The organism is Dickeya undicola (assembly GCF_000784735.1).
GTDB classification, from domain to species: domain Bacteria; phylum Pseudomonadota; class Gammaproteobacteria; order Enterobacterales; family Enterobacteriaceae; genus Dickeya; species Dickeya undicola.
This window is the reverse complement of the sequence record NZ_JSYG01000037.1, coordinates 1-22,701: the sequence shown is the minus strand read 5'-3', so window position 1 is coordinate 22,701 and position 22,701 is coordinate 1. Positions and strand designations below refer to the sequence as shown.

Below are 22,701 nucleotides of genomic sequence, written 5' to 3'. Positions count from 1 at the left end.
AGCTGAACACCTGCATGGGCGGAGGATTCTATCCCTCAAAAGCGGACTAGAGCCGGGGCATTAGCTCCAGTCGCTGTTGCGGATCACCCCAACCGCGAGTCCTTCAATCGAGAAATTCTGCTCACGCAGATCGACAACGATTGGCGCGAATTCTTTGTTTTCCGCCAGCAGCTGCACAACGTTACCCTGCTTTTTCAGTCGTTTAACCGTTACTTCATCTTCAATACGTGCGACCACTACCTGGCCATTGCGAACGTCCTGCGTTTTATGCACCGCCAACAGGTCGCCGTCCAGAATACCGATATCTTTCATCGACATCCCGCTGACCCGCAGCAGAAAATCAGCGCTGGGCTTGAACATTGCAGGGTCGACCTGATAGTGACATTCGATGTGCTGTTGGGCCAGCAACGGTTCACCAGCGGCGACGCGACCGATCAGCGGTAACCCCTGATCTTCTTCTTCCATCAGCAAACGAATACCGCGGGAAGCGCCGGTGACGATCTCAATAACGCCTTTGCGCGCCAATGCCTTGAGGTGTTCTTCCGCCGCATTCGGCGAACGGAAACCAAGCTGACTGGCGATTTCGGCCCGGGTGGGCGGCATACCGGTTTGTGAAATATGATCGCGAATCAGATCATAAACCTGCTGTTGTCTGGTAGTTAGCGCTTTCATTCCGCCCCCTGGTTGTTTATACAGTTTCGCTGTGAGTATATACAGGGAAAGTGCTGATGGGAACCGCGATATCGCTATTGCACGGATTTTTCTGTGATTATGCAAAGCCTCACGCAAGACGACTCCACAATATGGCTCCCCAAACTCCGGTCGCGAGCAAACAGGCGACAAATACCGCCGCTGAGCCAATATCCTTCGCTCGGCCGGACAGTTCGTGGTAATCCATTCCGACCCGATCTACCACCGCTTCAATCGCGCTATTAACCAGTTCAAACAGCACGATCAGCACCACGGAACCGATCAACAATAACCGCTCCACCATTGAAACTGGCAGCCAGCAGGCAATAATAATCGCAGCAAGGGTGAGTAATGACTCCTGACGAAATGCGGCTTCATGCCGCCATGCCTGTTTCAACCCTTGTAGCGAATAACCCGCCGCCTTGATAATGCGGGTTATTCCCGTTGTTTTGTTCATGCTTATTCCACCTTTAATTTGTCATTGGCCACAATTTTAACGCGTTGCCATCGTCTCATCACCACAGATATCCTGCCGGGTTTCTGGTATCCTTGGCCCGCATTGCTAACAAGAGGCTTCTGGTTGTTATGTCAGGTTGGCGTAGAATCTACTATAAACTACTGAATTTCCCACTAAAACTCTTGGTAAAGAGTAAGGTTATCCCACAGGATCCCGTTAACGAACAACGTCTGGATCCAACTCGGCCGATCTTCTATGTGCTGCCCTACAATTCCAAGGCGGACCTGCTGACTCTGCGCACCAAATGCCTGGAGCTCAATCTGCCTGACCCGTTGCAGCCGTTAACGATCGACGGAAAAACCCTGCCGAGCCACGTATTTGTCAACGACGGCCCGCGCCTGTTCCGTTACTACGTGCCCAAACAGCAGTCGATAAAACTGTTTCACGACTATCTGGATTTACACCGCAACAATCCGGAACTCGACATACAGATGGTGCCGGTGTCGGTCATGTTTGGCCGCTCACCCGGCCGCGAAGGGCAGAATCAGGACACGCCACATCTGCGGTTGCTGAACGGCATAGAGAAATTCTTCGCCGTTCTGTGGCTGGGTCGCGACAGCTTTGTGCGGTTCTCCGTTCCTGTCTCGCTGCGTTACATGGCGACCGAGCACGGCACCGACAAGACCATCGCCCACAAACTGGCACGCGTGGCGCGTATGCATTTCTCCCGTCTGCGACTGGCCGCTGTCGGCCCGCGTTTGCCGGTTCGCCAGGAGCTGTTCAACAAGCTGTTGTCTTCCCGTGCCATCGCCAAAGCGATTGATGATGAAGCGCGGGTCAAGAAAATTTCCCACGACAAGGCACAGCAGAACGCTATCACGCTGCTGGAAGAGATTGCCGCCGACTTCTCCTATGAGGCCGTTAGGCTATCCGACCGGGTATTGGGTTGGACCTGGAACCGTCTGTACCAGGGCATCAACGTGCACAATGCTGAGCGGGTACGCCAGTTGGCGCAGGATGGGCATGAAATCGTCTATGTTCCCTGCCACCGCAGCCACATGGACTACCTGTTGCTCTCTTATGTGCTCTACCATCAGGGGCTGGTGCCGCCGCATATCGCCGCCGGTATTAACCTTAACTTTTGGCCAGCCGGTCCGATCTTCCGCCGTCTCGGTGCCTTTTTCATCCGTCGAACCTTTAAAGGTAACAAGCTCTATTCCACGTTGTTTCGCGAGTATCTGGGCGAGTTGTTTACCCGCGGCTATTCGGTGGAGTACTTCGTCGAAGGCGGCCGTTCCCGCACCGGTCGTTTGCTGGAGCCGAAAACCGGCACGCTGGCTATGACCATTCAGGCGATGCTGCGCGGCGGCACCCGCCCGATCACGCTGGTGCCGATTTACATCGGCTACGAACACGTGATGGAAGTGGGTACTTACGCCAAAGAACTGCGCGGTGCCACCAAGGAAAAAGAAGGTTTCCTGCAAATGGTGCGCGGGCTGCGTAAGCTGCGTAATCTCGGCCAGGGGTACGTTAACATCGGCGAGCCGCTGTCGCTGACCACTTACCTCAACAACCGTGTGCCACAGTGGCGCGACGCTATCGATCCTATCGATCCGCAGCGTCCGGCCTGGCTGACACCGACGGTGCAGGATATCGCTGACGACATCATGGTGCGCATCAACAACGCAGCAGCGGCCAATGCCATGAACCTGTGCTGTACCGCGCTGTTGGCTTCCCGCCAGCGGGCACTGACGCGTGAGCAAATGGAAGAGCAGTTGGAGTGTTATTTGCAATTACTGCGTAACGTTCCTTACAGCAGCGATATCACCGTGCCGAACAAAACTGCCACCGAATTGCTGGAACACGCGCTCGGTATGGACAAGTTCGAGGTGGAAAAGGACAACGTCGGCGACATTATCATCCTGCCACGCGAGCAGGCGGTGTTGATGACGTACTATCGCAACAACATCCACCATATGCTGGTGCTGCCGTCGCTGGTTGCCAGCATCGTGATGCATTATCGCCGCATCACCACCGAAGAGCTGCTGCGCCAGATAACGCTGATTTATCCGCTGTTGCAGGCCGAATTGTTCCTGCATTACCAGAAATCCGAGCTGTCTGATGTGCTGGACGCCCTGGTGGCCGAGCTGGCGCGCCAACAGTTGATTCTGAACAAGGATAGCGGGCTGGAACTGAACCCTGTGCGTATCCGCGCCTTGCAACTGCTGGCCGCCGGTGTCCGCGAAACATTGCAACGTTACGCCATTACCCTGGCGTTGCTGAGTGCCAACCCAACCATCAGCCGCGGGGCGCTGGAAAAAGAAAGTCGCAGCATGGCGCAACGTCTCTCAGTGTTGCACGGTATCAACGCACCGGAGTTTTTCGACAAGGCGGTGTTCTCAACGCTGGTCAACACGTTGCGTAACGAAGGCTATGTCAGTGACAGCGGTGAAGCGGTGCTGGAGCACGTCCAGGCGATTTACGCCATTCTGGGCGAGTTACTGAGTCCGGAAGTGAAGCTGACGATTGAAAGCGCCAGTCTGGCACAGGAAAGCGACGATAGCGAACCAGCCGCCAGTATCGTTGAAAAAGAAGAAACCGAATGATAATCAGCCCTGCGGATCCACTCCGCAGGGCTACATTTATTGCCAGAAGAATATCCGGAAGAACGGTTACAGACCGAACAGGATGCCCAAAAACAGCACCATCCCCACGTAGTTATTGTTTCTGAACGCCCGAAAACAGTCATCACGCTCACGCCCGGCAATCAGCTTTTGCTGATAAGCAAACAAGGCGGCAGCAGCCAGCACCGACCAGTAAAAAATCTGGCTCAACCCCATCATCCGTCCCAGCGCCAGCATCGCCACTAATGTCATCAGTTGCAGTACACCGATAATCAAGGTGTCGTGACTGCCAAACAGAATGGCGGTGGACTTTATCCCGATCTTGAGGTCATCGTCGCGATCCACCATGGCGTATTCGGTGTCATAAGCGACAGTCCAGCAGATATAGGCAAAAAACATTAGCCAGCAGGTGGCAGGTAATGATTCGCTGACGGCGGCGTAAGCCATCGGAATCGACCAGCCAAACGCCGCGCCCAGCACCAGCTGCGGCAGGTGGCTGACGCGCTTCATAAATGGGTATACCCAGGCCAGCGCCAGCGCAGCAACCGATAACCAGATGGTCAACGGATTCATGGTCAGCACCAGGCCGAACGCCAGCAGTACCAGCACCACAAACAACACCTTGGCGGATTGCTCACTCACCAAACCAGCCGGTAACGGACGCGCGGCAGTACGTTTAACATGACCGTCAAAGTGGCGGTCAGCATAGTCATTGATCACGCACCCTGCTGCACGCATCAAGAACACGCCCGCCACGAACACCAGCAGCGTCCAGAGTGTTGGTGTCCCTCGCCCCGCCAGCCACAGCGCCCACAATGTGGGCCATAACAGCAACAACGTGCCAATCGGTTTGTCTATACGCATCAAACGACAATACGCACCCCAGCGTTCTGACGTTAACAGTCTTTCCAACGTCTGATTCTCCTTCTGCGCTCAGCCCTGGTGGGCATCGGGGAAATAAATGGGGGCATCCGGCAAAAACATCTCGGTGATCAGCAACGGATTACCCGACAACAGCAAACGTGAACGCCGCACCCACAGCGCCCCGCTGCGGCCAACTTGCATCACGTCACGCGGCGGTGGCCCCTGCAGAAACAAGTAACGCCCCAGCGGTGTGTTACCGACCTGCGTCAGGTCAATATCGGCTTCTTCCAGCGTCTGCTCCGGTATCACCGTGCGGCCGAATAACCAGGGTTTGCCATCGCCCAACAGCGTCACCTCTCGCAGCCAATAGCGCTCGCTCAGCGGCAACAGCGCCGACTCACCAGCGATATCCAGTGACGGCACAAACTGCTCCTCACTCACCTCTACGGTCAGTCGCAGGCAATGCCGCTCCAGACGACGCGTCATCGAATCGCGGTAAACCAACCAATCCACCACTGACGCGGGTAAATCCTCAGGCGTGCACCACTCGACCAAGTGCAGGCTAGCCAACGCCTTCTCAGACATGTATCCCATTCCACCCGGTGTTAATAAATCAAACTTACCCAAAATAATTCGAGTTGCAGGAAGGCGGCAAGAAAGTGAGTCCCGATGAGCTTACTCGGGTAAGTGATTCGGGTGAACGAACGCAGCCAACACACCTGCAACTTGAAGTATGACGGGTATAAACGCGCTTATTGTAGCGCAGATGCTCAGTGTAGCGAAGAATCGTACGCTGATAACAGGTGGCGAACCAACCGTTAACGAATTGGGTGATTTTCACACAATTCATCAGTCCGGATCACCGCCTGTTGCAAACCAGTAAGGCGTTAAGCCTCATCGCTCATGAGGTGCGTTCGCACTCACCCAGGCATTCCGGCAGCCCTTAAAAAAAACTACCCGGCCGAAGCCGGGTAGTTTTTACAGTGCAATAGGCACCACAGCGAGGATGTCGCCGTGGCGGCACGGCAGATTACATCATGCCGCCCATACCGCCCATGCCACCCATGCCGCCAGCAGCACCTAAGTCAGGCGCATCACCTTTCGGCAGCTCGGTCACCATACATTCGGTGGTGATCATCAGGCCAGCAACAGAAGCCGCGTACTGCAGTGCAGAACGGGTTACTTTGGTCGGATCCAGGATACCCATGTCGATCATGTTGCCGTACTGCTCAGTTGCGGCGTTGTAACCGTAGTTACCTTCGCCTGCTTTCACATTGTTGGCAACAACAGACGGTTCTTCACCGGCGTTGGACACGATCTGACGCAGCGGCGCTTCCATAGAGCGCAGCGCAACTTTGATACCCACGTTCTGGTCTTCGTTGTCGCCAGTCAGTGCACTGATGGATGCTGCTACGCGCACCAGCGCCACGCCACCACCAGCAACCACGCCTTCTTCAACGGCAGCACGGGTTGCGTGCAGCGCATCTTCAACGCGGGCTTTCTTCTCTTTCATTTCCACTTCGGTCGCTGCGCCAACCTTGATAACGGCAACGCCGCCTGCCAGTTTAGCTACGCGTTCCTGCAGTTTTTCACGGTCGTAGTCAGAAGTGGCTTCTTCGATCTGCTGACGAATCTGGGTCACGCGGCCCTGAATCGCGGCTTCATCGCCCACACCATCGATGATGGTGGTGGTATCTTTGTTGATAACCACACGTTTAGCCTGGCCCAGATCTTCCAGGGTCGCTTTTTCCAGCTCCAGGCCGATTTCTTCAGAAATCACCGTACCGGAGGTCAGGGTAGCGATGTCCTGCAGCATAGCTTTACGACGGTCACCGAAGCCCGGCGCTTTCACCGCAGCGACTTTCACGATGCCGCGCATGGTGTTGACCACCAGCGTTGCCAGTGCTTCGCCTTCTACATCTTCAGCGATGATCAGCAGCGGCTTGCCAGCTTTGGCAACAGCTTCCAGCACCGGCAGCATTTCGCGGATGTTGGAGATTTTTTTGTCAGCCAGCAGAATGAACGGGCTTTCCAGCTCAACAGAACCGGTTTCCGGCTTGTTGATGAAGTACGGAGACAGGTAACCGCGGTCGAACTGCATACCTTCCACCACGTCCAGCTCGTCCTGCAGACCGGAACCTTCTTCAACGGTGATCACGCCTTCTTTACCCACTTTTTCCATGGCTTCGGCGATCAGTTTGCCCACGGTTTCGTCGGAGTTGGCGGAGATGGTGCCGACCTGAGCGATGGCTTTGGTATCAGCGCAAGGTACGGACAGTTTCTTCAGTTCTTCTACTGCAGCGATAACCGCTTTGTCGATCCCGCGTTTCAGATCCATCGGGTTCATGCCCGCAGCAACGGCTTTCAGACCTTCGTTAACGATAGCCTGAGCCAGTACGGTCGCGGTGGTGGTGCCGTCGCCTGCTGCATCATTCGCTTTGGAGGCAACTTCTTTCACCATCTGGGCACCCATGTTTTCGAACTTGTCTTCCAGTTCGATCTCACGTGCAACGGATACGCCGTCTTTGGTGATGGTCGGTGAGCCGAAAGATTTGTCCAGTACCACGTTACGGCCTTTCGGGCCCAGTGTTACTTTCACTGCATCAGCCAGCACATTAACGCCACGCAACATTTTTACCCGAGCGTCATTACCGAATTTTACGTCTTTAGCTGCCATTGGTAGATTCCCTTAGAATTCGTTTCGTTCAGTTCAGATGATTACGTAAGATTAGGCTTCAACAATCGCCAGAATGTCGCTTTCAGACATGATCAACACTTCGTCATTGTCGATCTTCTCAGTCTTCACGCCATAGCCATCATTGAAAATGACGATATCGCCAACCTTCACGTCCAGCGGTTTTACTTCACCGTTTTCGAGGATACGGCCATGGCCAACAGCCAGGACTTCACCACGGGTGGATTTACCCGCTGCAGAACCGGTCAGAACGATGCCGCCAGCAGATTTTGACTCGACTTCTTTGCGCTTGACGATCACGCGGTCATGCAATGGACGAATTTTCATTGATAGCTCTCCTTTGAGAAAGTCCATATCAGTTTAGGTTAAACGCCGGATGCACTCGGGTATCCGGCCTTGTGGTGAACTAAGTGGGGACGTTTCACGACGCTTCAAGGGAAAAAAGAAATTTTTTTTGCGTTAAGTGAAATTTTTCCGTCAGCCTGCGCCCGGCGTCGTTCTTCGCCCCTTCCGGCCAGGGTCAACGCGGTGAGGAATCGTTAGGCGGGGTGCCATCGTGGCGGTCGTCATCGGACTTATCCAACCGCTCGTGTTCGTCTTTGCGCTGAAACTCGCCTTCAAACACATTGCCCTGCCCGCCCGTTCCAGGACGGCCGCGCCAGATTTGCAGATGCGGCATCAGCTTGAGCGTCAGGTGCTTCTGTACCGGTGGCAACAGCAGCAACAGGCCGAGAAAGTCGGTGAAGAACCCCGGCACCACCAGCAGGAAACCGGCCAGGATCAGGGATACGCTTTTAACCAGTTCAGCCGCCGGACTTTCCCCGGCTTGCAAGCGCTGCTGCATCAGCATGATGTTCTTCACACCCTGGTTGCGCACCATGGAGATCCCGATACAGGACGTCAGCACCACCAGCAGTAAGGTAAGCGCTACGCCCAGCACTTCGGCCACGCGAATAAAAATAGAGACTTCGATGTAAACGAACAAAAAAATCAGCAAAAGCGGTAACCAGCGCACCCGATACTCCCGTGGTTGATATTTAACCTATTGATAAAAATATTTACTTAACAGCACACGGTCATCATCTTGATCTCGTGCTGTCATCACGAACAGGTATGAAGATACGACCAGTTGGCGTGGTACAGTACCTTATACTCGAACACGTCATTTACCCATACTGGCGGACGCTAGTTCTGGAGATGGTAGTGCAAGCGCCGTTTTTCAACCATGATGAGGATGTATCCGTTTATTCCTGTACCACGGTCTTGACCCTCATCACACTTCACACAGTAGGGGAGAGTTGACCGCCCATATGTGATCGGGGCAACGGAAATCCTGCATAACAACAGAATATCATAACAACAACAGCCAGCATGGTGGTTAAACATTCTGCTGCTGTCCTCCACGGTAAGACGATACATTCTATAAATTCTAATCGACAGAAGTTAAGAGAAGGCTCTCATGTCAGATAACATTCGCATTGAAGAAGATCTGTTAGGTATCAGAGAAGTTCCGGCTGATGCGTATTACGGCGTCCATACACTGCGCGCGATAGAAAACTTCTATATCAGCAACCAGAAAATCAGCGACGTGCCGGAATTCGTACGCGGCATGGTGATGGTTAAAAAAGCCGCCGCCATGGCTAACCGTGAACTTCAGACCATTCCGCGCAAGATTGCCGACACCATCATCAAGGCCTGTGATGAAGTGCTGGTCAATGGCAAATGCCTGGACCAGTTTCCGGTTGACGTGTTCCAGGGCGGCGCAGGTACGTCCGTCAACATGAACACCAACGAAGTCCTGGCCAACATCGGTCTGGAACTGATGGGCCATAAAAAAGGGGAATATCAGTATCTGAACCCCAATGACCACGTCAACAAATGCCAGTCCACCAACGACGCCTACCCCACCGGTTTCCGCATCGCGGTGTACAACTGCATTCTGAAACTGGTCGAAGCCGTAACCGTACTGGGCGATGGCTTTGAGCAGAAGGCGAAAGAATTTGAAAACATCCTGAAAATGGGTCGTACCCAGTTGCAGGATGCCGTACCAATGACGCTGGGCCAGGAGTTCCACGCTTTCAACGTGCTGCTGAAAGAAGAGAACAAAAACCTGCTGCGCACCGCCGAACTGCTGCTGGAAGTGAACCTGGGTGCCACCGCTATCGGTACTCGTCTGAATACCCCGGAAGGCTACCAGCCACTGGCGGTGCAGAAACTGGCAGAAGTGAGCAAACTGCCATGTGTTCCGGCGGAAGACCTGATCGAAGCCACCTCCGACTGCGGTGCCTACGTGATGGTACACAGCACGCTGAAACGTCTGGCGGTCAAGCTGTCCAAGATCTGTAATGACCTGCGTCTGCTCTCGTCTGGCCCGCGCGCTGGCCTCAACGAAATCAACCTGCCGGAACTGCAGGCTGGCTCCTCCATCATGCCTGCCAAGGTCAACCCTGTGGTGCCGGAAGTGGTTAACCAGGTGTGCTTCAAAGTTATCGGTAACGATACCTGCGTTACCATGGCGGCCGAAGCGGGTCAGTTGCAGTTGAACGTGATGGAACCGGTCATCGGCCAGGCCATGTTTGAATCCACCCAGATTCTGACCAGTGCCTGCTACAACCTGCTGGAGAAATGCGTTGAGGGCATCACCGCCAATAAAGACGTCTGCGAATATTACGTCTTTAATTCCATCGGCATCGTGACTTACCTGAACCCGTTCATCGGTCACCACAACGGCGATATCGTCGGCAAAATTTGTGCTGAAACCGGTAAGAGCGTGCGTGAAGTGGTGCTGGAGCGCGGTCTGCTGACCGAAGCCGAGCTGGATGACATCTTCTCGGTGCAAAACCTGATGCACCCGGCGTACAAAGCCAAACGCTACACCGAAGACCAAGACGCGTCGTAATTCCGCGCGGTCTTTTCTGTAAGGCACGTCAGCCCCGCCTGGGACTGCGTGCCTTTATTCTATTCACTACAACTCATCGCTACTTTTTTCCGCGCCGCAAAAGGCCAGGCTTTCGCCATAATCATAAGAAAAAGATATGGAAAGACGCTTTGCAATGTCACGGACAACAAAATCAGAAGGAACATCAACATGGTTATTCTGGAACTGTTTATCGTACTCCTCGCTATTTATCTGGGTGCCAGACTCGGCGGCATCGGCATCGGTTTCGCCGGTGGGCTGGGTGTACTGGTTCTAACACTGGGGTTTCACATCAAACCGGGCGCGATCCCATTCGACGTGATTGAAATCATCATGGCAGTTATCGCCGCCATCGCCGCTATGCAGGTAGCAGGCGGCATGGATTATCTGGTTAGTCTGGCGGAAAAATTGCTGCGCCGTCAGCCGCGTTACGTCACCTTTCTCGCGCCGCTGGTGACCTATTTCATGACGCTGCTGGCAGGCACCGGTCATACCGCGTTCTCCACCCTGCCGGTTATCGCCGAAGTAGCAAAGGAACAGGGCATCCGCCCGTCTCGTCCGCTGTCGATCGCCGTAGTTGCTTCGCAGATCGCCATTACCGCCTCGCCGATTTCCGCTGCGGTGGTGTTCGTCGCCGGTCTGCTGGAGCCGAAAGGCGTGAGCTATCTGGCACTGCTCGGTATCTGCATTCCCAGCACGCTGATCGCTATCATGCTGACCGCCGTGTTCACCAACTTTCTCGGCAAAGAGCTGAAGGATGACGAAGTCTATCAGGAGCGCCTGCGTAAAGGCGAAGTTACCCTGCGCGGCCACGGTCAGCAGGTGTTGAAACCGGGTGCTAAACGGTCGGTTGGGCTGTTTCTTGTCGGTATTATCGCCGTGGTGTTATACGCGACCGCTATCAGCGATACGGTTGGGCTGATTCAAAACCCGGTGCTGCCGCGTAACGAAGCGATTGTGGTGTTCATGCTGACCATCGCTACGTTGATTTGCCTGACTTGCCGCGTCGATACCGCTCAAGTCCTCAGTGCCAGCACCTTCAAGTCTGGCATGAGCGCCTGCGTGTGCGTGATGGGCGTGGCCTGGCTGGGCGATACCTTCGTTAAAGCCCATCTTGCCGATATTCAGAGCACGGCAGGTACACTGCTGCAAAGCCACCCATGGATGCTGGCGGTGGTGCTGTTCTTCGCCGCCACGCTGCTCTATTCGCAGGCGGCTACCGCCAAAGCGCTAATGCCTGCCGCGTTGATGCTGGGCGTCAGCCCGGTGACGGCGATTGCCTCGTTTGCCGCAGTATCGGCGTTGTTCGTGCTGCCGACCTACCCCACGCTGCTGGCAGCGGTAGAAATGGATGACACCGGTTCAACCCGTATCGGCAAATACGTATTCAACCACGCGTTTCTGATCCCCGGCGTGGTGGCGATTTCACTGTCGGTCGCCTTCGGCTTCGTTATCGGTCACCTGGTACTGTAACGCGCCGCTGAATCGTAAAGTTTTTCCGGATCGACGCTCCAGCGCCGATCCGGCCTTACGATTGCCGACCCCGCACGGTATAGTGTGTCAACCGTTACCGTTATCGAGGTCACGATGTCAGAACCCAACGACAATGCGCAATTCAGTAACGCGGTGGTGATACTCTGCACCGCGCCCGATGAAGACTGTGCCCGACGGTTGGCCAACTCTGCGCTGGAAGCGCGTCTGGCCGCCTGCGTTACCATACTGCCGGGCGCAACTTCCCTGTACTACTGGGAAGGCAAACTGGAACAGCAGACGGAACTGCAACTGCTGCTTAAAAGCGACAGGGAACACCAGTCCGCTCTACTGACTCACCTGAAACAACAGCATCCTTACCAGACACCAGAATTACTGGTGCTGCCGGTCGAGGGTGGCGACAGCGATTATCTCTCATGGCTCAACGCATCTTTACGCTGACGGTTCTGTGCCTCAGCCTGTTTTTCAGTACCCTGGCACCGGCGCAAAGCCCTTTCGGGCGCAGCGCGACGTCGCAGTTCCTGCCGGTGGATCAAGCTTTTACCTTTGATTTTCACCAGCAAGGCAACCAACTGACGTTGAACTGGCAGATTCACCCCGGTTACTACCTGTACCGCCAGCAAATCAAGCTGGATAGCGCGCTGATAGCACCTCCGGGCCTGACGTTGCCGCCCGGCGAACCACACCGGGACGAATTTTTCGGTGAAGTCGCTATCTACCGCCAGTCGCTGACGCTCAATGTCCCTTTACGCGACGTGCCGCCCGGTGCGTCGCTCAGCATCACCTATCAAGGCTGCGCCGATGCCGGTTTCTGCTATCCGCCGGAAACCCGTTCGGTGCCGCTCAGCGCTATTGCCAGCACCACCACTGACACCCCACCGGCGACACCAACCGCTGTCACACCGCAGCCGGACCGCGCTTATACCCCACAATTGCCGTTCTCGCCGCTGTGGGCATTGCTCATCGGTATTGGCGTCGCCTTTACTCCTTGCGTGCTGCCGATGTACCCACTGATTTCCGGGCTGATTCTCGGCCGCCAGCAACGGCTGTCCGCCGGTCGCACGCTGCTGCTGACGCTGGTGTATGTACAGGGAATGGCGCTGACCTATACCCTGCTCGGCCTGGTGGTCGCCGCCGCCGGATTACGTTTTCAGGCCGCGTTGCAACACCCCTACGTTCTGATCGGTCTGTCGGTAATGTTTGTCGCGCTGGCGCTGTCGATGTTCGGCGTCTATAGCCTGCAATTGCCGTCATCGCTGCAAACGCGCCTGACCCTGTGGAGCAATCGCCAGCAAAGCGGCTCCGCTGCCGGGGTTTTCGCTATGGGCGCACTGGCCGGGTTGATTTGCTCGCCCTGCACCACCGCACCGCTCAGCGCGCTGCTGCTGTACATCGCTCAAAGTGGCAACCTGCTGGCCGGGGGTGGCTCGCTGTACTTGTACGCGCTGGGTATGGGGCTGCCGCTGATGGCGATTACCCTGTTCGGCAATCGGCTGCTACCCAAACGCGGCCCCTGGATGAACCACGTCAAGGAAGGTTTCGGGTTTGTGATTCTGGCGCTGCCGGTATTCCTGCTGGGACGAGTGCTGGGTGATGTCTGGGAATGGCGCTTGTGGGGGCTGCTCGGTGTAGCGTTTTTCGGTTGGGCGTTTGCTCTCAGCTTGCGCAGTCATGTCGGCGGAATGCGCGTAGTACAGATTCTGCTATTACTGGGCGCATTGCTGGCGGTCCGGCCGCTGCAAGACTGGGCGTTCGCGCCGGTACAGGCTGAGCCGATCGGCAGCCAGTTGCACTTCACACCAGCCAACACGCTGGATGACCTGACCACGGCACTGAGTCGCAGCGACAACCGCATCACCATGCTCGACCTGTACGCCGACTGGTGCGTGGCCTGCAAAGCGTTCGAAAAGTACACCTTCCGCGATGCGGCGGTGCAACAGTCGCTGTCCACCATGCAACGATTACAGGCGAATGTCACCGCCAACAGCGAAACGCAGCGGGCGCTATTGCAGCACCTGCAAGTGCTGGGGCTACCGACCATTCTGTTTTTTGATGCCAGCGGCCAGGAAATTCCGGGGTCGCGAGTGACTGGCTTTATGGACGCTGCCGCGTTTAACGCACACGTGCAGGGGCTGTCGCGCTAACATCGAGCCCTATCGCGACAGGCTGACATTAACTTGAAAGATGTCGCAGATAAACCACACTGGTTAGTGATGATTGATAAGCAGGAGGAGCATGATGCAACGGGAAGACGTTCTGGAGCAGGCGCTGGCCTTGCTGGAACAACGTGGATTCGCCGACACGACATTGGATATGCTGGCCGACCAACTGGGCGTTTCTCCAACTGAGCTACAGTCCTTCTGGCCCGACCGTGAAGCCCTGCTGTACGACAGCCTGCGTTATCACAGCCAGCAGGTGAATATCTGGCGCAAACAGGTGCAACTGGATGAACAGACCGGGCCAGAGCAGAAGCTGCTGGTACGCTACCAACGGTTACAGGACGCCGTCAGCCAGCATCGTTTTCCGGGCTGCCTGTTCATCGCCGCTTGCAGCGCGTATCCCGACCCACTCCACCCCATTCACCAGATTGCGGAACAGCAGAAACAGGCATCGTACCACTACACCAAAGCGTTGCTGGAAGAGCTGGAAACCGACGACCCAGACATGGTGGCATTACAACTGGAACTGATTCTGGAAGGTTGCCTGAGTAAGTTACTGGTAAAACGCCAGCTGTCTGACGTGACAGTAGCAAAACGGCTGGCAGAAGACGTACTACGCGTGGCAATGTGCCGCAAACACGGTGCGCTGGCGTAACGCATTCACGCGCGCGGCGCACCGTACCCAACCGCTCCACCAGCAATGCACTGTTGCTTATTTATGCAAAAAACGCATAAACGCCGAAAAAGCAGTCAAACCGTCAAAAAGTGGGTGAATTCACGTTGACGCAGACGCCCGAATCCGGTTTAATGCGCCCCGTTGCCCGGATAGCTCAGTCGGTAGAGCAGGGGATTGAAAATCCCCGTGTCCTTGGTTCGATTCCGAGTCCGGGCACCATATTTTTGTTTTGGGACGTTCCTATACGTCCGGGAACATAGAAAAATCAGTGAGTTGATGAAAATCTGGAGTACCTCAAGGTACTACCAGATTTTTTGACATACGTAGTTTTTGGGGGCTTAATTGGGGGCCTGTCGGTTCGATAAACTACGGAGCCCCCACCATGCCTCTGACTGATACCGCCATCCGCAACGCCAAGCCGCTCGATAAACCTTACAAACTCAGCGACGCGCAGGGTCTGTACCTGCTGATTAAACCTAACGGTTCCAAGCTCTGGCATCTTAAGTACCGCTTCGGCGGCAAGGAGAAGAAGCTGGCGTTTGGCGCTTACCCGACGGTATCGCTTGCCAGTGCCCGTAAACTGCGTGAAGAAGCCCGGACTATTCTCAGCGCAGGGGACGATCCCGGCGTAAAAAAACAGCACGACAAACAGGCGAAGAAAAACGGCAATACCTTTGAAGCCATCGCCCGTCAGTGGGTGGGCACCAACATTCGCTGGAGTGAGGCACACGCTGCCAAAGTCCTGCGTTCACTGGAACTGCACGTTTTCCCGCTCATCGGCAATGTCCTTGTCACCGACCTGAAAACCGCCAACCTGCTGATCCCGCTGCGGGTAGCGGAGAAAAAGGGTTGTCTGGAAACGGCTGCACGGATACAGCAACGCACGACAGTCATCATGCGTTACGCCGTACAGGAAGGACTGATTGCCAGCAATCCGGCCAATGACCTCTGCGGTGCTATCACCCCGCCGCCGAAAAACCATTACCCTGCCCTACCGCTGGAAAAGTTGCCGGAACTGCTGGAAAGAATAGAAGGCTATTCAGGCAGACTGCTAACAAGGTTGGCGGTACAGCTTAATTTGCTGATCTTTATCCGCTCCAGTGAATTGCGTTTTGCCCGTTGGGTAGAGATCGATCTGGATAACGCCATGTGGACACTTCCCGCACAGCGGGAGCCTATCGCTGGCGTGCGTCACTCAGAGCGCGGCGCAAAAATGAAAACGCCTCATCTGGTGCCGCTGTCAAAACAGGCGGTAACGGTACTGAAACAGCTAAAACTGTTGTCCGGCAACGGGGAATTACTCTTTCCCGGCGATCATGATGCCCGTAAGCCAATGAGTGAGAACACCATCAACAAGGCACTGCGCACAATGGGTTATGACACACAGGTGGACATCTGCGGACATGGCTTCCGCACGATAGCGTGTAGCGCATTGATTGAATCAGGTCGCTGGTCAAAAGATGCGGTGGAGCGGCAGATGAGCCATCAGGAGCGCAATCACGTTCGTGCCGCCTATATTCACAAAGCGGAACACCTCGACGAACGGACTCAGATGATGCAATGGTGGTCAGATTATCTCGATACCTGCCAGCACCAATTCATCCCGGCTTATCGCTTTGAGAAGTCGATTAAGGTTGCCTGAGCCAGACTGATACACCGATGGAATAAGCCGCTTCTAATCGAACAGAGGCGGCTTATCTTGTGTCTCTACGCCGCTGTTGTATCAGGGCTGAGGCGGAGCGCAGCAAAGCGAGCACCGAACATCCCTGATAAAAACAGCGGATTTTTCACCATCGCAATGACCCGTGTTTACAGGGACAAACGATATGACAGGCCGCGCTTGTATGGCTTTTTAATGGATGCGAACAGCAGAAATTAAAAAGTGGCGTAAGGCGAGTAAATTCCATTTCGTAGAAATGGCTAATTTGCGTCGCCCGACCCCACCCGCGAGCGTTTCCCCCAAGGGAAACCGAGCAGGCCGGGGGGAGCCGAATAAATTTTGCCGCCCCAGCGAGCAAAAAGACGCGCCCACGCGTCGGTTTATTTGGGGGGCTTGCCCCGCACACCGTCGCCGCTAAGTCTCCGGTCACAAGCCGGTAGCGAGGCGCGACCAACCCATTTAAAGCAGCGTTTCCCGTTATTTCGCACCGAGCTTGCGAGAAAGAGAAATAACAGGCTAAAACGCGCGTCTTAAAGGGGTTGGTCGCGCGTAGCGCGCGACGGTGTGCCGCCGTTGACGTTGGGGGTTTTGGCGTGGCGTCCAGCCGCGACATTACCCTCATGTACCAGGCAATAAGGGCGTCCAGCCCGCATGAACTGGCGCACGCCGTTTTGTGCCGGGAAATGTATTTTCCGGCACAGGGCTGCATTGCTGCCACCGCATTCGCCCCACGCGCTCGCCGCATACATTCGCCCCATACCATGGGGAGAAGTCATGGGGTGAGGGTATGGGGCGAACAACAAAAGTAAACTGTCGCGCTTCGCTTGCCTTCTCCCGAACCGTTACCGACCTAGTTCGATAACGGTTCGGGAGATCCTATTTTACTTTAACGATCCTCTGATTTGCGGTAACGGGAAGGCCAGATTTCCGCAGGCGAAACCCCCAGCGCTTCCGCAATCAGCTTTTCCCCTTTCGGCCAGTGTTTTGTTAACGCGTTTGCCAGCGTGGAAGACGCTAACCCCGCTTCTCGGGAAACGGCTGCCAATGTTGTTCCCTTCTTTCTTAACCCGGCGATGATATCTGCCGGGTGCCAATCCTGATCAATCATCTCCATGATCCTTATTTTGTGGCCTCACATTAAACATCATTTGTTCAGATAGTCTAAACAACTACGATGTTAAGTAATGCTAAACACTAAGTCAATGTATAATCATTGATGGTGTAATGGATGCTGCCTACTCGTCTCAAAGCCGCCCGACTACGGGCTAATCTAACTCAGGAAAAATTGGGAGTTCTTGCTGGCATTGAAGAAGAAACTGCGCGTTCCCGCGTGTCTCAGTATGAAGGTGGGATACATCGTCCAACATTTGAAATGATGTGCGCATTTGCAAAGGTACTTAATGTGCCGGAATGCTACTTTTACACCGTTAACGATGATTTTTCTGAGATGGTTCTGGAGCTTTACCTTAAACATCAGAGTCATTCTTAACAAATGCAAGTAAATCCCCTCCTCGATTGTTCAGGAAGTCTAAGCAACCTACATGTAAAGTAGTGCTAAACATGCTATCAATATCCTTATTGATGGTGCCATCATGCTGCCCATTCGCCTTAAAACGGCTCGTTTACAAGCCAATCTCACTCAAGAAAAGCTAGGCGTACTGGCTGGCATTGAAGAAGCCACTGCACGATCACGCATATCCCAATATGAAAGCGGTATACACCGCCCAACATTTGAGATGATGTGCGCGTTTGCTAAAGTGCTTAATGTGCCGGAGTGTTATTTTTATACGGTTGATGATGATTTTGCTGAGGTTGTGCTGAAAGCACATAATCAATGGTCAAATAACCTTTAATATATTTAAATATAGAAATCATAGTATGCACAGATGATATATTTGGAGGGAAAACATGGGGCTTTATGTTCACTCACTTAATAATATCCCTAAAAGTGAAAACAGAGATTATCTAATATATTTGCTCGATTACGGATGGCATGAACCATTAGCAAAAGCTATAAATGAGAATTTTGATAAGATGGCAAGCATAGCTGCAAAAAATAGGGCTATTGTGATAAAAGGAACCGAACTTGCTCATTTTGAAAATGAAGTGTTTTCATGGCATCAGATAAATAATGAAAAAGGAGATAACATTCTCCCAGCTATTTTAATAACCAATGCTCACCCATCCTATTTCAAGGAAAACAATTACGGATATAACAAGAACAAGGGATTATATAAAGAATCCAATTCAGGTGGCCTTAAACTAGTATTAATTCCTATAAAAAAGTTTTGCACAAACACGACTGAAGTTATATCTCTCATTGGAAGAATATTTTCAGATATTGAGTCAGAAAAAGATCTTTCTGACTTTGCAATAGCAAAAGAAATAAAAAAAGGAGTTGGTTCTGCGATCGTAGATTCAATAATACTAGAACCTAATATATCTGGAATTGGGTTTAGTTTTAAAAAATTAATAACATACTTTCGAGAAAGATAATTATTGACAAATAAAAAACAACATAAAAAATTCAATTAATTATAATAAATTTGAAAATATATTTATTCAAAAACAATAAATTAAAGATAAGGCATTATAGTATGAAAATTAACAAGAGCATTTCTGCACTTTATATTTTTTTACAAGATGCAGAAAAAAACCATAAGATATTTGATGAGTTTGATATTCTAAAAGCTACAGGCTGGAAGCCAGCAACATTTAAAACTTATTATGGAAAAGGTCAACTTTCTGAATTTATCAGTGAAAGCGGGAATAGTTCATTTGAGTCTTCAAATACACTAAGTATTTCTCTGATAGAGTTTGCCAAACAATTATCTCAGAGTAAACATATAATAGCTTTAGGACATAACTGCAAATCAAAGTTAGCAAAGGCATTATTGAAAAAGTCAAGAGACAATATGATATTAGCATTGGAGTTATATAATAGACCATCATTAGAAAATAAAATGGATGCGTTTGTTATGTGTTTTTGTACAGCATGGGAGCAATTTCTCAAAGCAAAAATAATTGAGAAGGATGGCGAAAAAACAATCTTTAAACAAACCAACAAAAAAGGAATTAAAGAAACAATTTCTTTAAGAGAATGTTTGGACAGGATTTATCCTGTCGAATCAAAAGTCAGAAAGAACATTGAGCAAATAGCTTATTTCAGGGATCAAGCTGTTCATTTGTTAATGCCGGAAGTTCAAGGTATTATATCGAGAATATTTCAGTCAGGTGTTTTGAATTTCACCTCTCATTTTGAAGAATTTACTGAGATATCATTTTTAAAAAACTCCCATGTGGGGATGATTTCATTAGTTGGAGAATTTAAACCCCCTCCATTTGCAATGATGAAATCAACATATGGAAATATTGCTGATGACATACTTAACTTAACATCATCTTTATATAATGTTATGGAAAATAATGATGATATTGAATTCGCAATTCCCCTAAATGTAAAACTTGTCTTCGTGAAAGACTCAGAGGATGGGAATTCCATCATTCTTGCTAAAGCAGAAGAAGGTATGGAAGGGCTAAAGAAAGCACTTGTTATAAAACAAGCTGTTGATCGCTCTCAAACGCATCCATTTCTGCAAAAAAATGCTATAAAAGAAATCAATGATAGATTGCATTCCAGATATAGTGAAGATAAGTTGTCAAAATGTCTTACTTCGAAAAATAGAGAAGGTAAGTATGTAATAAATAGAAATTGTTTCGATGCGGTTATATGCAAAAATTCATGGAAAAATAGTAATAATAAATATCATCATAAAAATGAAAACCCAGAATATCACTACTACTCCATTGATTTAATTGAAATGTTTATAAAAAAGATCATGGAGCATGACGGATATCTGGTGAAAGCAAAAGAATCATATAATAGAAGAAAATAAAAAACATTAATATAAATATAAAAAGTGTGCTGGATAATATTTTGTATGTGACTCCAATTAGTCGATGTAACGCTATCCTCAAACAAAGATGGCGTTAATCTATGAGGGGGCAGGCCAATAGCTTTTTATCTATACCTTATAATAGATTATTATGCTGTTACGGTATATTACATAAATTATTTCTGTATTTTCACATTAGTTATACATTCCATGAATTTGGTTATTACATATAAAAATATAACTTTAAAGAATGATTTTCATTGTGATAAGGGTATAGTGAAATGAAAGAAAATCAATTTTTAGGATTAATAAAGTTTTTTAGAAACGAGGATTTTTTAGAAAAATTAATAGAAGGATGTTTTTATTGTATACCTCCCGAAGTTTACAGATTAGCTAAACAAGAAGGTGTGTCTGATAAATTTGAGAGTTGCTCCTTCTCCTATAGAAAATCAAGGGGAGACGATGATATTAAATTAAAAATCAATGATATAGAATTGAAAGGCGTACATGGAGTTACCGTGCATAATGCTCAACAAAGAGATGCATGGATGCACTGTTGGTTTACATTAAGGTTACCTAAAGATGAAAACTCACTAAGCCAGCTAATCCAAGATATAGAAAAAATGAAATATCAATTCGGAGGGCATTATGCATTTATTCCTCCGCTAAATTTAAAGGAGTTGCTTGAACGATTAAAAAAACATAGTAAATTACCGTTTTCATCTTCTGAAGTTAAATATACTGGAGAGAGTTCTTTATGGGGAAATACTTGTAAATCCCTTGAGTACTCTTACCAAAGAGAATATCGTTTTATCTTTGGTGAATGCTCTGTTATTGAAACAACCCCTTACATCATTAATATTGAAAGTGGTTTAAATGATCTAATTTTCAAAGATCCCGACATTAAGTTAAAAAGTAATGATAACAGACACGTCTGGCTTGATCTAAGCGCATGAAAAGACGAATCAATTTACCTATTGAACATATTACCATTTATTAAAATACTACAATGCCAATTCCACACTTCGCTCGTTGCAGATTATCAATATTTAGTAAGGTTATAATACGGAGAACACTGCTATTTCAAGTCGGACCTAATACACATTAAAAAATGAGAAATTGTGATATATCACATTGTTACTATGTGGCATATCACAAATCTATATATGTAATATACTTTAGAATAATTATTCTACAATTAATTTTTATTTTACAAATCAGGAATAAACCCTTCTTCACGTAGTACCTTAATCACCCCACGGATCAGATATGAGTTAGAAAACTTCGCCGTATAGGAACGAGCCCCCTCTTCCACTGGTTGGAGCAGTCCCCGGTCAATCAACTTACCGAGCTGATAAGTCACCTGCGCTGGTTTTAGATCAGGTAAAGCGGTACGGAGATCACCCGCTTTTATCGTCCCTAGCTCTACAGCGCGTTTCAGAACTTTGGATTCCAACGGGTTTATTAGCCCTCTTTCTGATGAAAAGTCGATCGCCGGATACAGTATTTTCGTACTCAAAAAAGCATGGTTTGTCAGTTGATCGACTTTCTTCAATTCAGATGAAATTCCCGAAAGTACATATAAACACCATTCTTCTAAGCCCTGCTCAGTTCCTTTATCCGCTAACGAAAGCATGGCGTAATAGCGTTCACGATCATTACAGAATACCGCTGTCGGATTTAGTACCCGACCACCGGCCTGAACATTAAAACCATACTTGATGAGCAATGCATAAGTCAGCAATCTGACCGTTCTGCCATTACCGTTACCGAATGGGTGTATCCAGCCAAAACGGTGATGCACCAGTGCAATTTTCATCAGATCATATTTTGGTTTATCAGCACGGTTAATAAAGGCGGTCAGTTCTGACATATAGTCAGGAATGTGGATATGTTCCGGCGGTAAATGGTCAGACTGAGCGATGCTGACATTATGTTGTCGATAGGCACCGGGAGTTCTGTCGCCTTCCTGTTGCAACCCGACAACCGCCAGACTATGTAACTCGCGGATAAAATATTCCGTTATCTCATCACCATTATTTAGATGTTCGTCGATGAATTCCATCGCGGCTTCAATATTGTTGATTTCTTTGAGCTGATCCGTCGAACTCTGTGTTCCTTCGACTTTGCTTTCCACATAGTCGGCAAGTGTCGTGTGGTTTCCCTCAATCCTCGCAGAGCCCAGACTCTCCAGCATGTGGAAAACGGCTTTCAACTGCGCAAACAGGATAGGGTGAACATCCGTTTCCAGTCTCAGATGCCGGAGTAACTCCAGCTCTGTCAGCGCATCGACTAAAGGGGAGTCAAAACTGGGGTTCAGAAGCGAAAGTTCAAAGTGATTAAATTGAGCCATGATATGTAGTTATCTCAAATAGAGTATGAGAACATCTCAAAATAATAGCAAAAATACCAATATAATCCATATATTATAGATAACATCATTTATGATTATCTCAAAAACCACGAATCCTACATATCAAGTCTACGTTTAAGAGATATTCAACACAGAGAGGTATCGGCTGTTGCCTGCATAGGAGATGGAACCACGTTTTTAGAGGGTGTACGTAATTCT

Annotated in this window: 22 protein-coding genes and 1 tRNA gene; 13 read left to right on the top strand and 10 right to left on the bottom strand. The window is 50.5% G+C overall.

Going from position 1 to position 22,701, the window contains the following annotated elements:
- Window positions 1-60: 60 nt before the first annotated feature.
- Both lexA and OB87_RS17195 read right to left on the bottom strand, forming a co-directional pair.
- On the bottom strand, window positions 61-672 hold the full coding sequence (gene lexA / locus OB87_RS17200; protein WP_022632067.1) for a transcriptional repressor LexA: 612 nt from the start codon (window positions 670-672) through the stop codon (window positions 61-63).
- A 109-nt stretch (window positions 673-781) separates the two neighbouring features.
- A complete protein-coding gene (locus OB87_RS17195; RefSeq protein ID WP_033570632.1) occupies window positions 782-1,147 on the bottom strand; it encodes a diacylglycerol kinase in 366 nt (121 codons plus the stop codon).
- Window positions 1,148-1,275: 128 nt separating this feature from the next.
- On the opposite strand from OB87_RS17195, the gene plsB reads away from it, so the two are divergent.
- Window positions 1,276-3,753: a glycerol-3-phosphate 1-O-acyltransferase PlsB gene (plsB, locus tag OB87_RS17190; RefSeq protein WP_033570631.1), complete on the top strand. Its 2,478-nt coding sequence runs from the start codon at window positions 1,276-1,278 to the stop codon at window positions 3,751-3,753.
- Between the two features lie 66 nt (window positions 3,754-3,819).
- On the opposite strand, the gene ubiA is transcribed toward plsB, so the two are convergent.
- From ubiA to OB87_RS17165, 5 genes are all read right to left on the bottom strand, one after another.
- Window positions 3,820-4,683: a 4-hydroxybenzoate octaprenyltransferase gene (ubiA, locus tag OB87_RS17185; RefSeq protein ID WP_033570630.1), complete on the bottom strand. Its 864-nt coding sequence runs from the start codon at window positions 4,681-4,683 to the stop codon at window positions 3,820-3,822.
- A gap of 21 nt (window positions 4,684-4,704) precedes the next feature.
- On the bottom strand, window positions 4,705-5,220 hold the full coding sequence (gene ubiC, locus OB87_RS17180) for a chorismate lyase (RefSeq protein WP_033570629.1): 516 nt from the start codon (window positions 5,218-5,220) through the stop codon (window positions 4,705-4,707).
- A 445-nt stretch (window positions 5,221-5,665) separates the two neighbouring features.
- Window positions 5,666-7,312 (bottom strand): chaperonin GroEL, encoded by a 1,647-nt coding sequence (groL, locus tag OB87_RS17175; RefSeq protein ID WP_033570628.1) that lies wholly within the window; start codon window positions 7,310-7,312, stop codon window positions 5,666-5,668.
- A 51-nt stretch (window positions 7,313-7,363) separates the two neighbouring features.
- A complete protein-coding gene (locus OB87_RS17170) occupies window positions 7,364-7,657 on the bottom strand; it encodes a co-chaperone GroES (protein WP_015855065.1) in 294 nt (97 codons plus the stop codon).
- A gap of 193 nt (window positions 7,658-7,850) precedes the next feature.
- On the bottom strand, window positions 7,851-8,345 hold the full coding sequence (locus OB87_RS17165; RefSeq protein ID WP_033570627.1) for an FxsA family protein: 495 nt from the start codon (window positions 8,343-8,345) through the stop codon (window positions 7,851-7,853).
- Between the two features lie 444 nt (window positions 8,346-8,789).
- On the opposite strand from OB87_RS17165, the gene aspA reads away from it, so the two are divergent.
- From aspA to OB87_RS17130, 7 genes are all read left to right on the top strand, one after another.
- On the top strand, window positions 8,790-10,229 hold the full coding sequence (gene aspA, locus OB87_RS17160) for an aspartate ammonia-lyase (protein ID WP_033570626.1): 1,440 nt from the start codon (window positions 8,790-8,792) through the stop codon (window positions 10,227-10,229).
- 189 nt (window positions 10,230-10,418) lie between these two features.
- Window positions 10,419-11,720 carry an anaerobic C4-dicarboxylate transporter gene (locus OB87_RS17155; RefSeq protein ID WP_033570625.1) on the top strand — a complete coding sequence of 434 codons (1,302 nt, stop codon included), beginning with the start codon at window positions 10,419-10,421 and terminating at the stop codon, window positions 11,718-11,720.
- A gap of 114 nt (window positions 11,721-11,834) precedes the next feature.
- Complete coding sequence (gene cutA / locus OB87_RS17150) at window positions 11,835-12,179, top strand: divalent cation tolerance protein CutA (protein ID WP_033570624.1); 345 nt, start codon at window positions 11,835-11,837, stop codon at window positions 12,177-12,179.
- On the top strand, window positions 12,155-13,882 hold the full coding sequence (locus OB87_RS17145) for a protein-disulfide reductase DsbD (protein ID WP_033570623.1): 1,728 nt from the start codon (window positions 12,155-12,157) through the stop codon (window positions 13,880-13,882). Before cutA ends, OB87_RS17145 begins: the two co-directional genes overlap by 25 nt.
- A 94-nt stretch (window positions 13,883-13,976) precedes the next feature.
- Entirely contained in the window at window positions 13,977-14,552 is a 576-nt protein-coding gene (locus tag OB87_RS17140; protein WP_033570622.1) for a transcriptional regulator, read from the top strand.
- Between the two features lie 164 nt (window positions 14,553-14,716).
- Window positions 14,717-14,792 (top strand) — tRNA-Phe (locus tag OB87_RS17135).
- Window positions 14,793-14,955: 163 nt separating this feature from the next.
- Window positions 14,956-16,215 (top strand): tyrosine-type recombinase/integrase, encoded by a 1,260-nt coding sequence (locus tag OB87_RS17130; RefSeq protein WP_033570621.1) that lies wholly within the window; start codon window positions 14,956-14,958, stop codon window positions 16,213-16,215.
- A gap of 548 nt (window positions 16,216-16,763) precedes the next feature.
- On the opposite strand, the gene OB87_RS20860 is transcribed toward OB87_RS17130, so the two are convergent.
- Complete coding sequence (locus OB87_RS20860; RefSeq protein ID WP_161783622.1) at window positions 16,764-16,982, bottom strand: hypothetical protein; 219 nt, start codon at window positions 16,980-16,982, stop codon at window positions 16,764-16,766.
- A 137-nt stretch (window positions 16,983-17,119) separates the two neighbouring features.
- Window positions 17,120-17,341, bottom strand: a complete 222-nt coding sequence (locus OB87_RS17125) for a helix-turn-helix domain-containing protein (RefSeq protein WP_033570620.1) — start codon at window positions 17,339-17,341, stop codon at window positions 17,120-17,122.
- Window positions 17,342-17,461: 120 nt separating this feature from the next.
- On the opposite strand from OB87_RS17125, the gene OB87_RS20070 reads away from it, so the two are divergent.
- The 5 genes from OB87_RS20070 (at window position 17,462) to OB87_RS17100 (ending at window position 21,085) form a co-directional block, all read left to right on the top strand.
- Window positions 17,462-17,722: a helix-turn-helix domain-containing protein gene (locus OB87_RS20070; protein WP_072025498.1), complete on the top strand. Its 261-nt coding sequence runs from the start codon at window positions 17,462-17,464 to the stop codon at window positions 17,720-17,722.
- 103 nt (window positions 17,723-17,825) lie between these two features.
- Entirely contained in the window at window positions 17,826-18,086 is a 261-nt protein-coding gene (locus tag OB87_RS17115) for a helix-turn-helix domain-containing protein (protein ID WP_033570618.1), read from the top strand.
- A 55-nt stretch (window positions 18,087-18,141) separates the two neighbouring features.
- Window positions 18,142-18,729: a hypothetical protein gene (locus OB87_RS17110; RefSeq protein ID WP_033570617.1), complete on the top strand. Its 588-nt coding sequence runs from the start codon at window positions 18,142-18,144 to the stop codon at window positions 18,727-18,729.
- A gap of 101 nt (window positions 18,730-18,830) precedes the next feature.
- Window positions 18,831-20,129, top strand: a complete 1,299-nt coding sequence (locus tag OB87_RS17105) for a DUF3644 domain-containing protein (RefSeq protein WP_033570616.1) — start codon at window positions 18,831-18,833, stop codon at window positions 20,127-20,129.
- Window positions 20,130-20,410: 281 nt separating this feature from the next.
- A complete protein-coding gene (locus OB87_RS17100; RefSeq protein ID WP_033570615.1) occupies window positions 20,411-21,085 on the top strand; it encodes a hypothetical protein in 675 nt (224 codons plus the stop codon).
- Window positions 21,086-21,339: 254 nt separating this feature from the next.
- Here OB87_RS17100 and OB87_RS17095 read toward each other — a convergent pair whose 3' ends face one another.
- Entirely contained in the window at window positions 21,340-22,482 is a 1,143-nt protein-coding gene (locus tag OB87_RS17095) for a Fic family protein (protein WP_033570614.1), read from the bottom strand.
- Between the last annotated feature and the right edge of the window lie 219 nt (window positions 22,483-22,701).

Coding starts and splice junctions, on each gene's coding strand:
- OB87_RS17195 (WP_033570632.1), bottom strand. CDS start 1,147: ATGAACAAAACAACGGGAATAACCCGCATTATCAAGGCGGCGGGTTAT.
- OB87_RS17155 (WP_033570625.1), top strand. CDS start 10,419: ATGGTTATTCTGGAACTGTTTATCGTACTCCTCGCTATTTATCTGGGT.
- OB87_RS20070 (WP_072025498.1), top strand. CDS start 17,462: ATGCTGCCTACTCGTCTCAAAGCCGCCCGACTACGGGCTAATCTAACT.
- ubiC (WP_033570629.1), bottom strand. CDS start 5,220: ATGTCTGAGAAGGCGTTGGCTAGCCTGCACTTGGTCGAGTGGTGCACG.
- OB87_RS17170 (WP_015855065.1), bottom strand. CDS start 7,657: ATGAAAATTCGTCCATTGCATGACCGCGTGATCGTCAAGCGCAAAGAA.
- OB87_RS17115 (WP_033570618.1), top strand. CDS start 17,826: ATGCTGCCCATTCGCCTTAAAACGGCTCGTTTACAAGCCAATCTCACT.
- OB87_RS17130 (WP_033570621.1), top strand. CDS start 14,956: ATGCCTCTGACTGATACCGCCATCCGCAACGCCAAGCCGCTCGATAAA.
- OB87_RS20860 (WP_161783622.1), bottom strand. CDS start 16,982: ATGTATGCGGCGAGCGCGTGGGGCGAATGCGGTGGCAGCAATGCAGCC.
- OB87_RS17105 (WP_033570616.1), top strand. CDS start 18,831: ATGAAAATTAACAAGAGCATTTCTGCACTTTATATTTTTTTACAAGAT.
- OB87_RS17100 (WP_033570615.1), top strand. CDS start 20,411: ATGAAAGAAAATCAATTTTTAGGATTAATAAAGTTTTTTAGAAACGAG.
- OB87_RS17145 (WP_033570623.1), top strand. CDS start 12,155: ATGGCTCAACGCATCTTTACGCTGACGGTTCTGTGCCTCAGCCTGTTT.
- OB87_RS17110 (WP_033570617.1), top strand. CDS start 18,142: ATGGGGCTTTATGTTCACTCACTTAATAATATCCCTAAAAGTGAAAAC.
- OB87_RS17140 (WP_033570622.1), top strand. CDS start 13,977: ATGCAACGGGAAGACGTTCTGGAGCAGGCGCTGGCCTTGCTGGAACAA.
- OB87_RS17095 (WP_033570614.1), bottom strand. CDS start 22,482: ATGGCTCAATTTAATCACTTTGAACTTTCGCTTCTGAACCCCAGTTTT.
- aspA (WP_033570626.1), top strand. CDS start 8,790: ATGTCAGATAACATTCGCATTGAAGAAGATCTGTTAGGTATCAGAGAA.
- plsB (WP_033570631.1), top strand. CDS start 1,276: ATGTCAGGTTGGCGTAGAATCTACTATAAACTACTGAATTTCCCACTA.
- OB87_RS17125 (WP_033570620.1), bottom strand. CDS start 17,341: ATGATTGATCAGGATTGGCACCCGGCAGATATCATCGCCGGGTTAAGA.
- groL (WP_033570628.1), bottom strand. CDS start 7,312: ATGGCAGCTAAAGACGTAAAATTCGGTAATGACGCTCGGGTAAAAATG.
- lexA (WP_022632067.1), bottom strand. CDS start 672: ATGAAAGCGCTAACTACCAGACAACAGCAGGTTTATGATCTGATTCGC.
- cutA (WP_033570624.1), top strand. CDS start 11,835: ATGTCAGAACCCAACGACAATGCGCAATTCAGTAACGCGGTGGTGATA.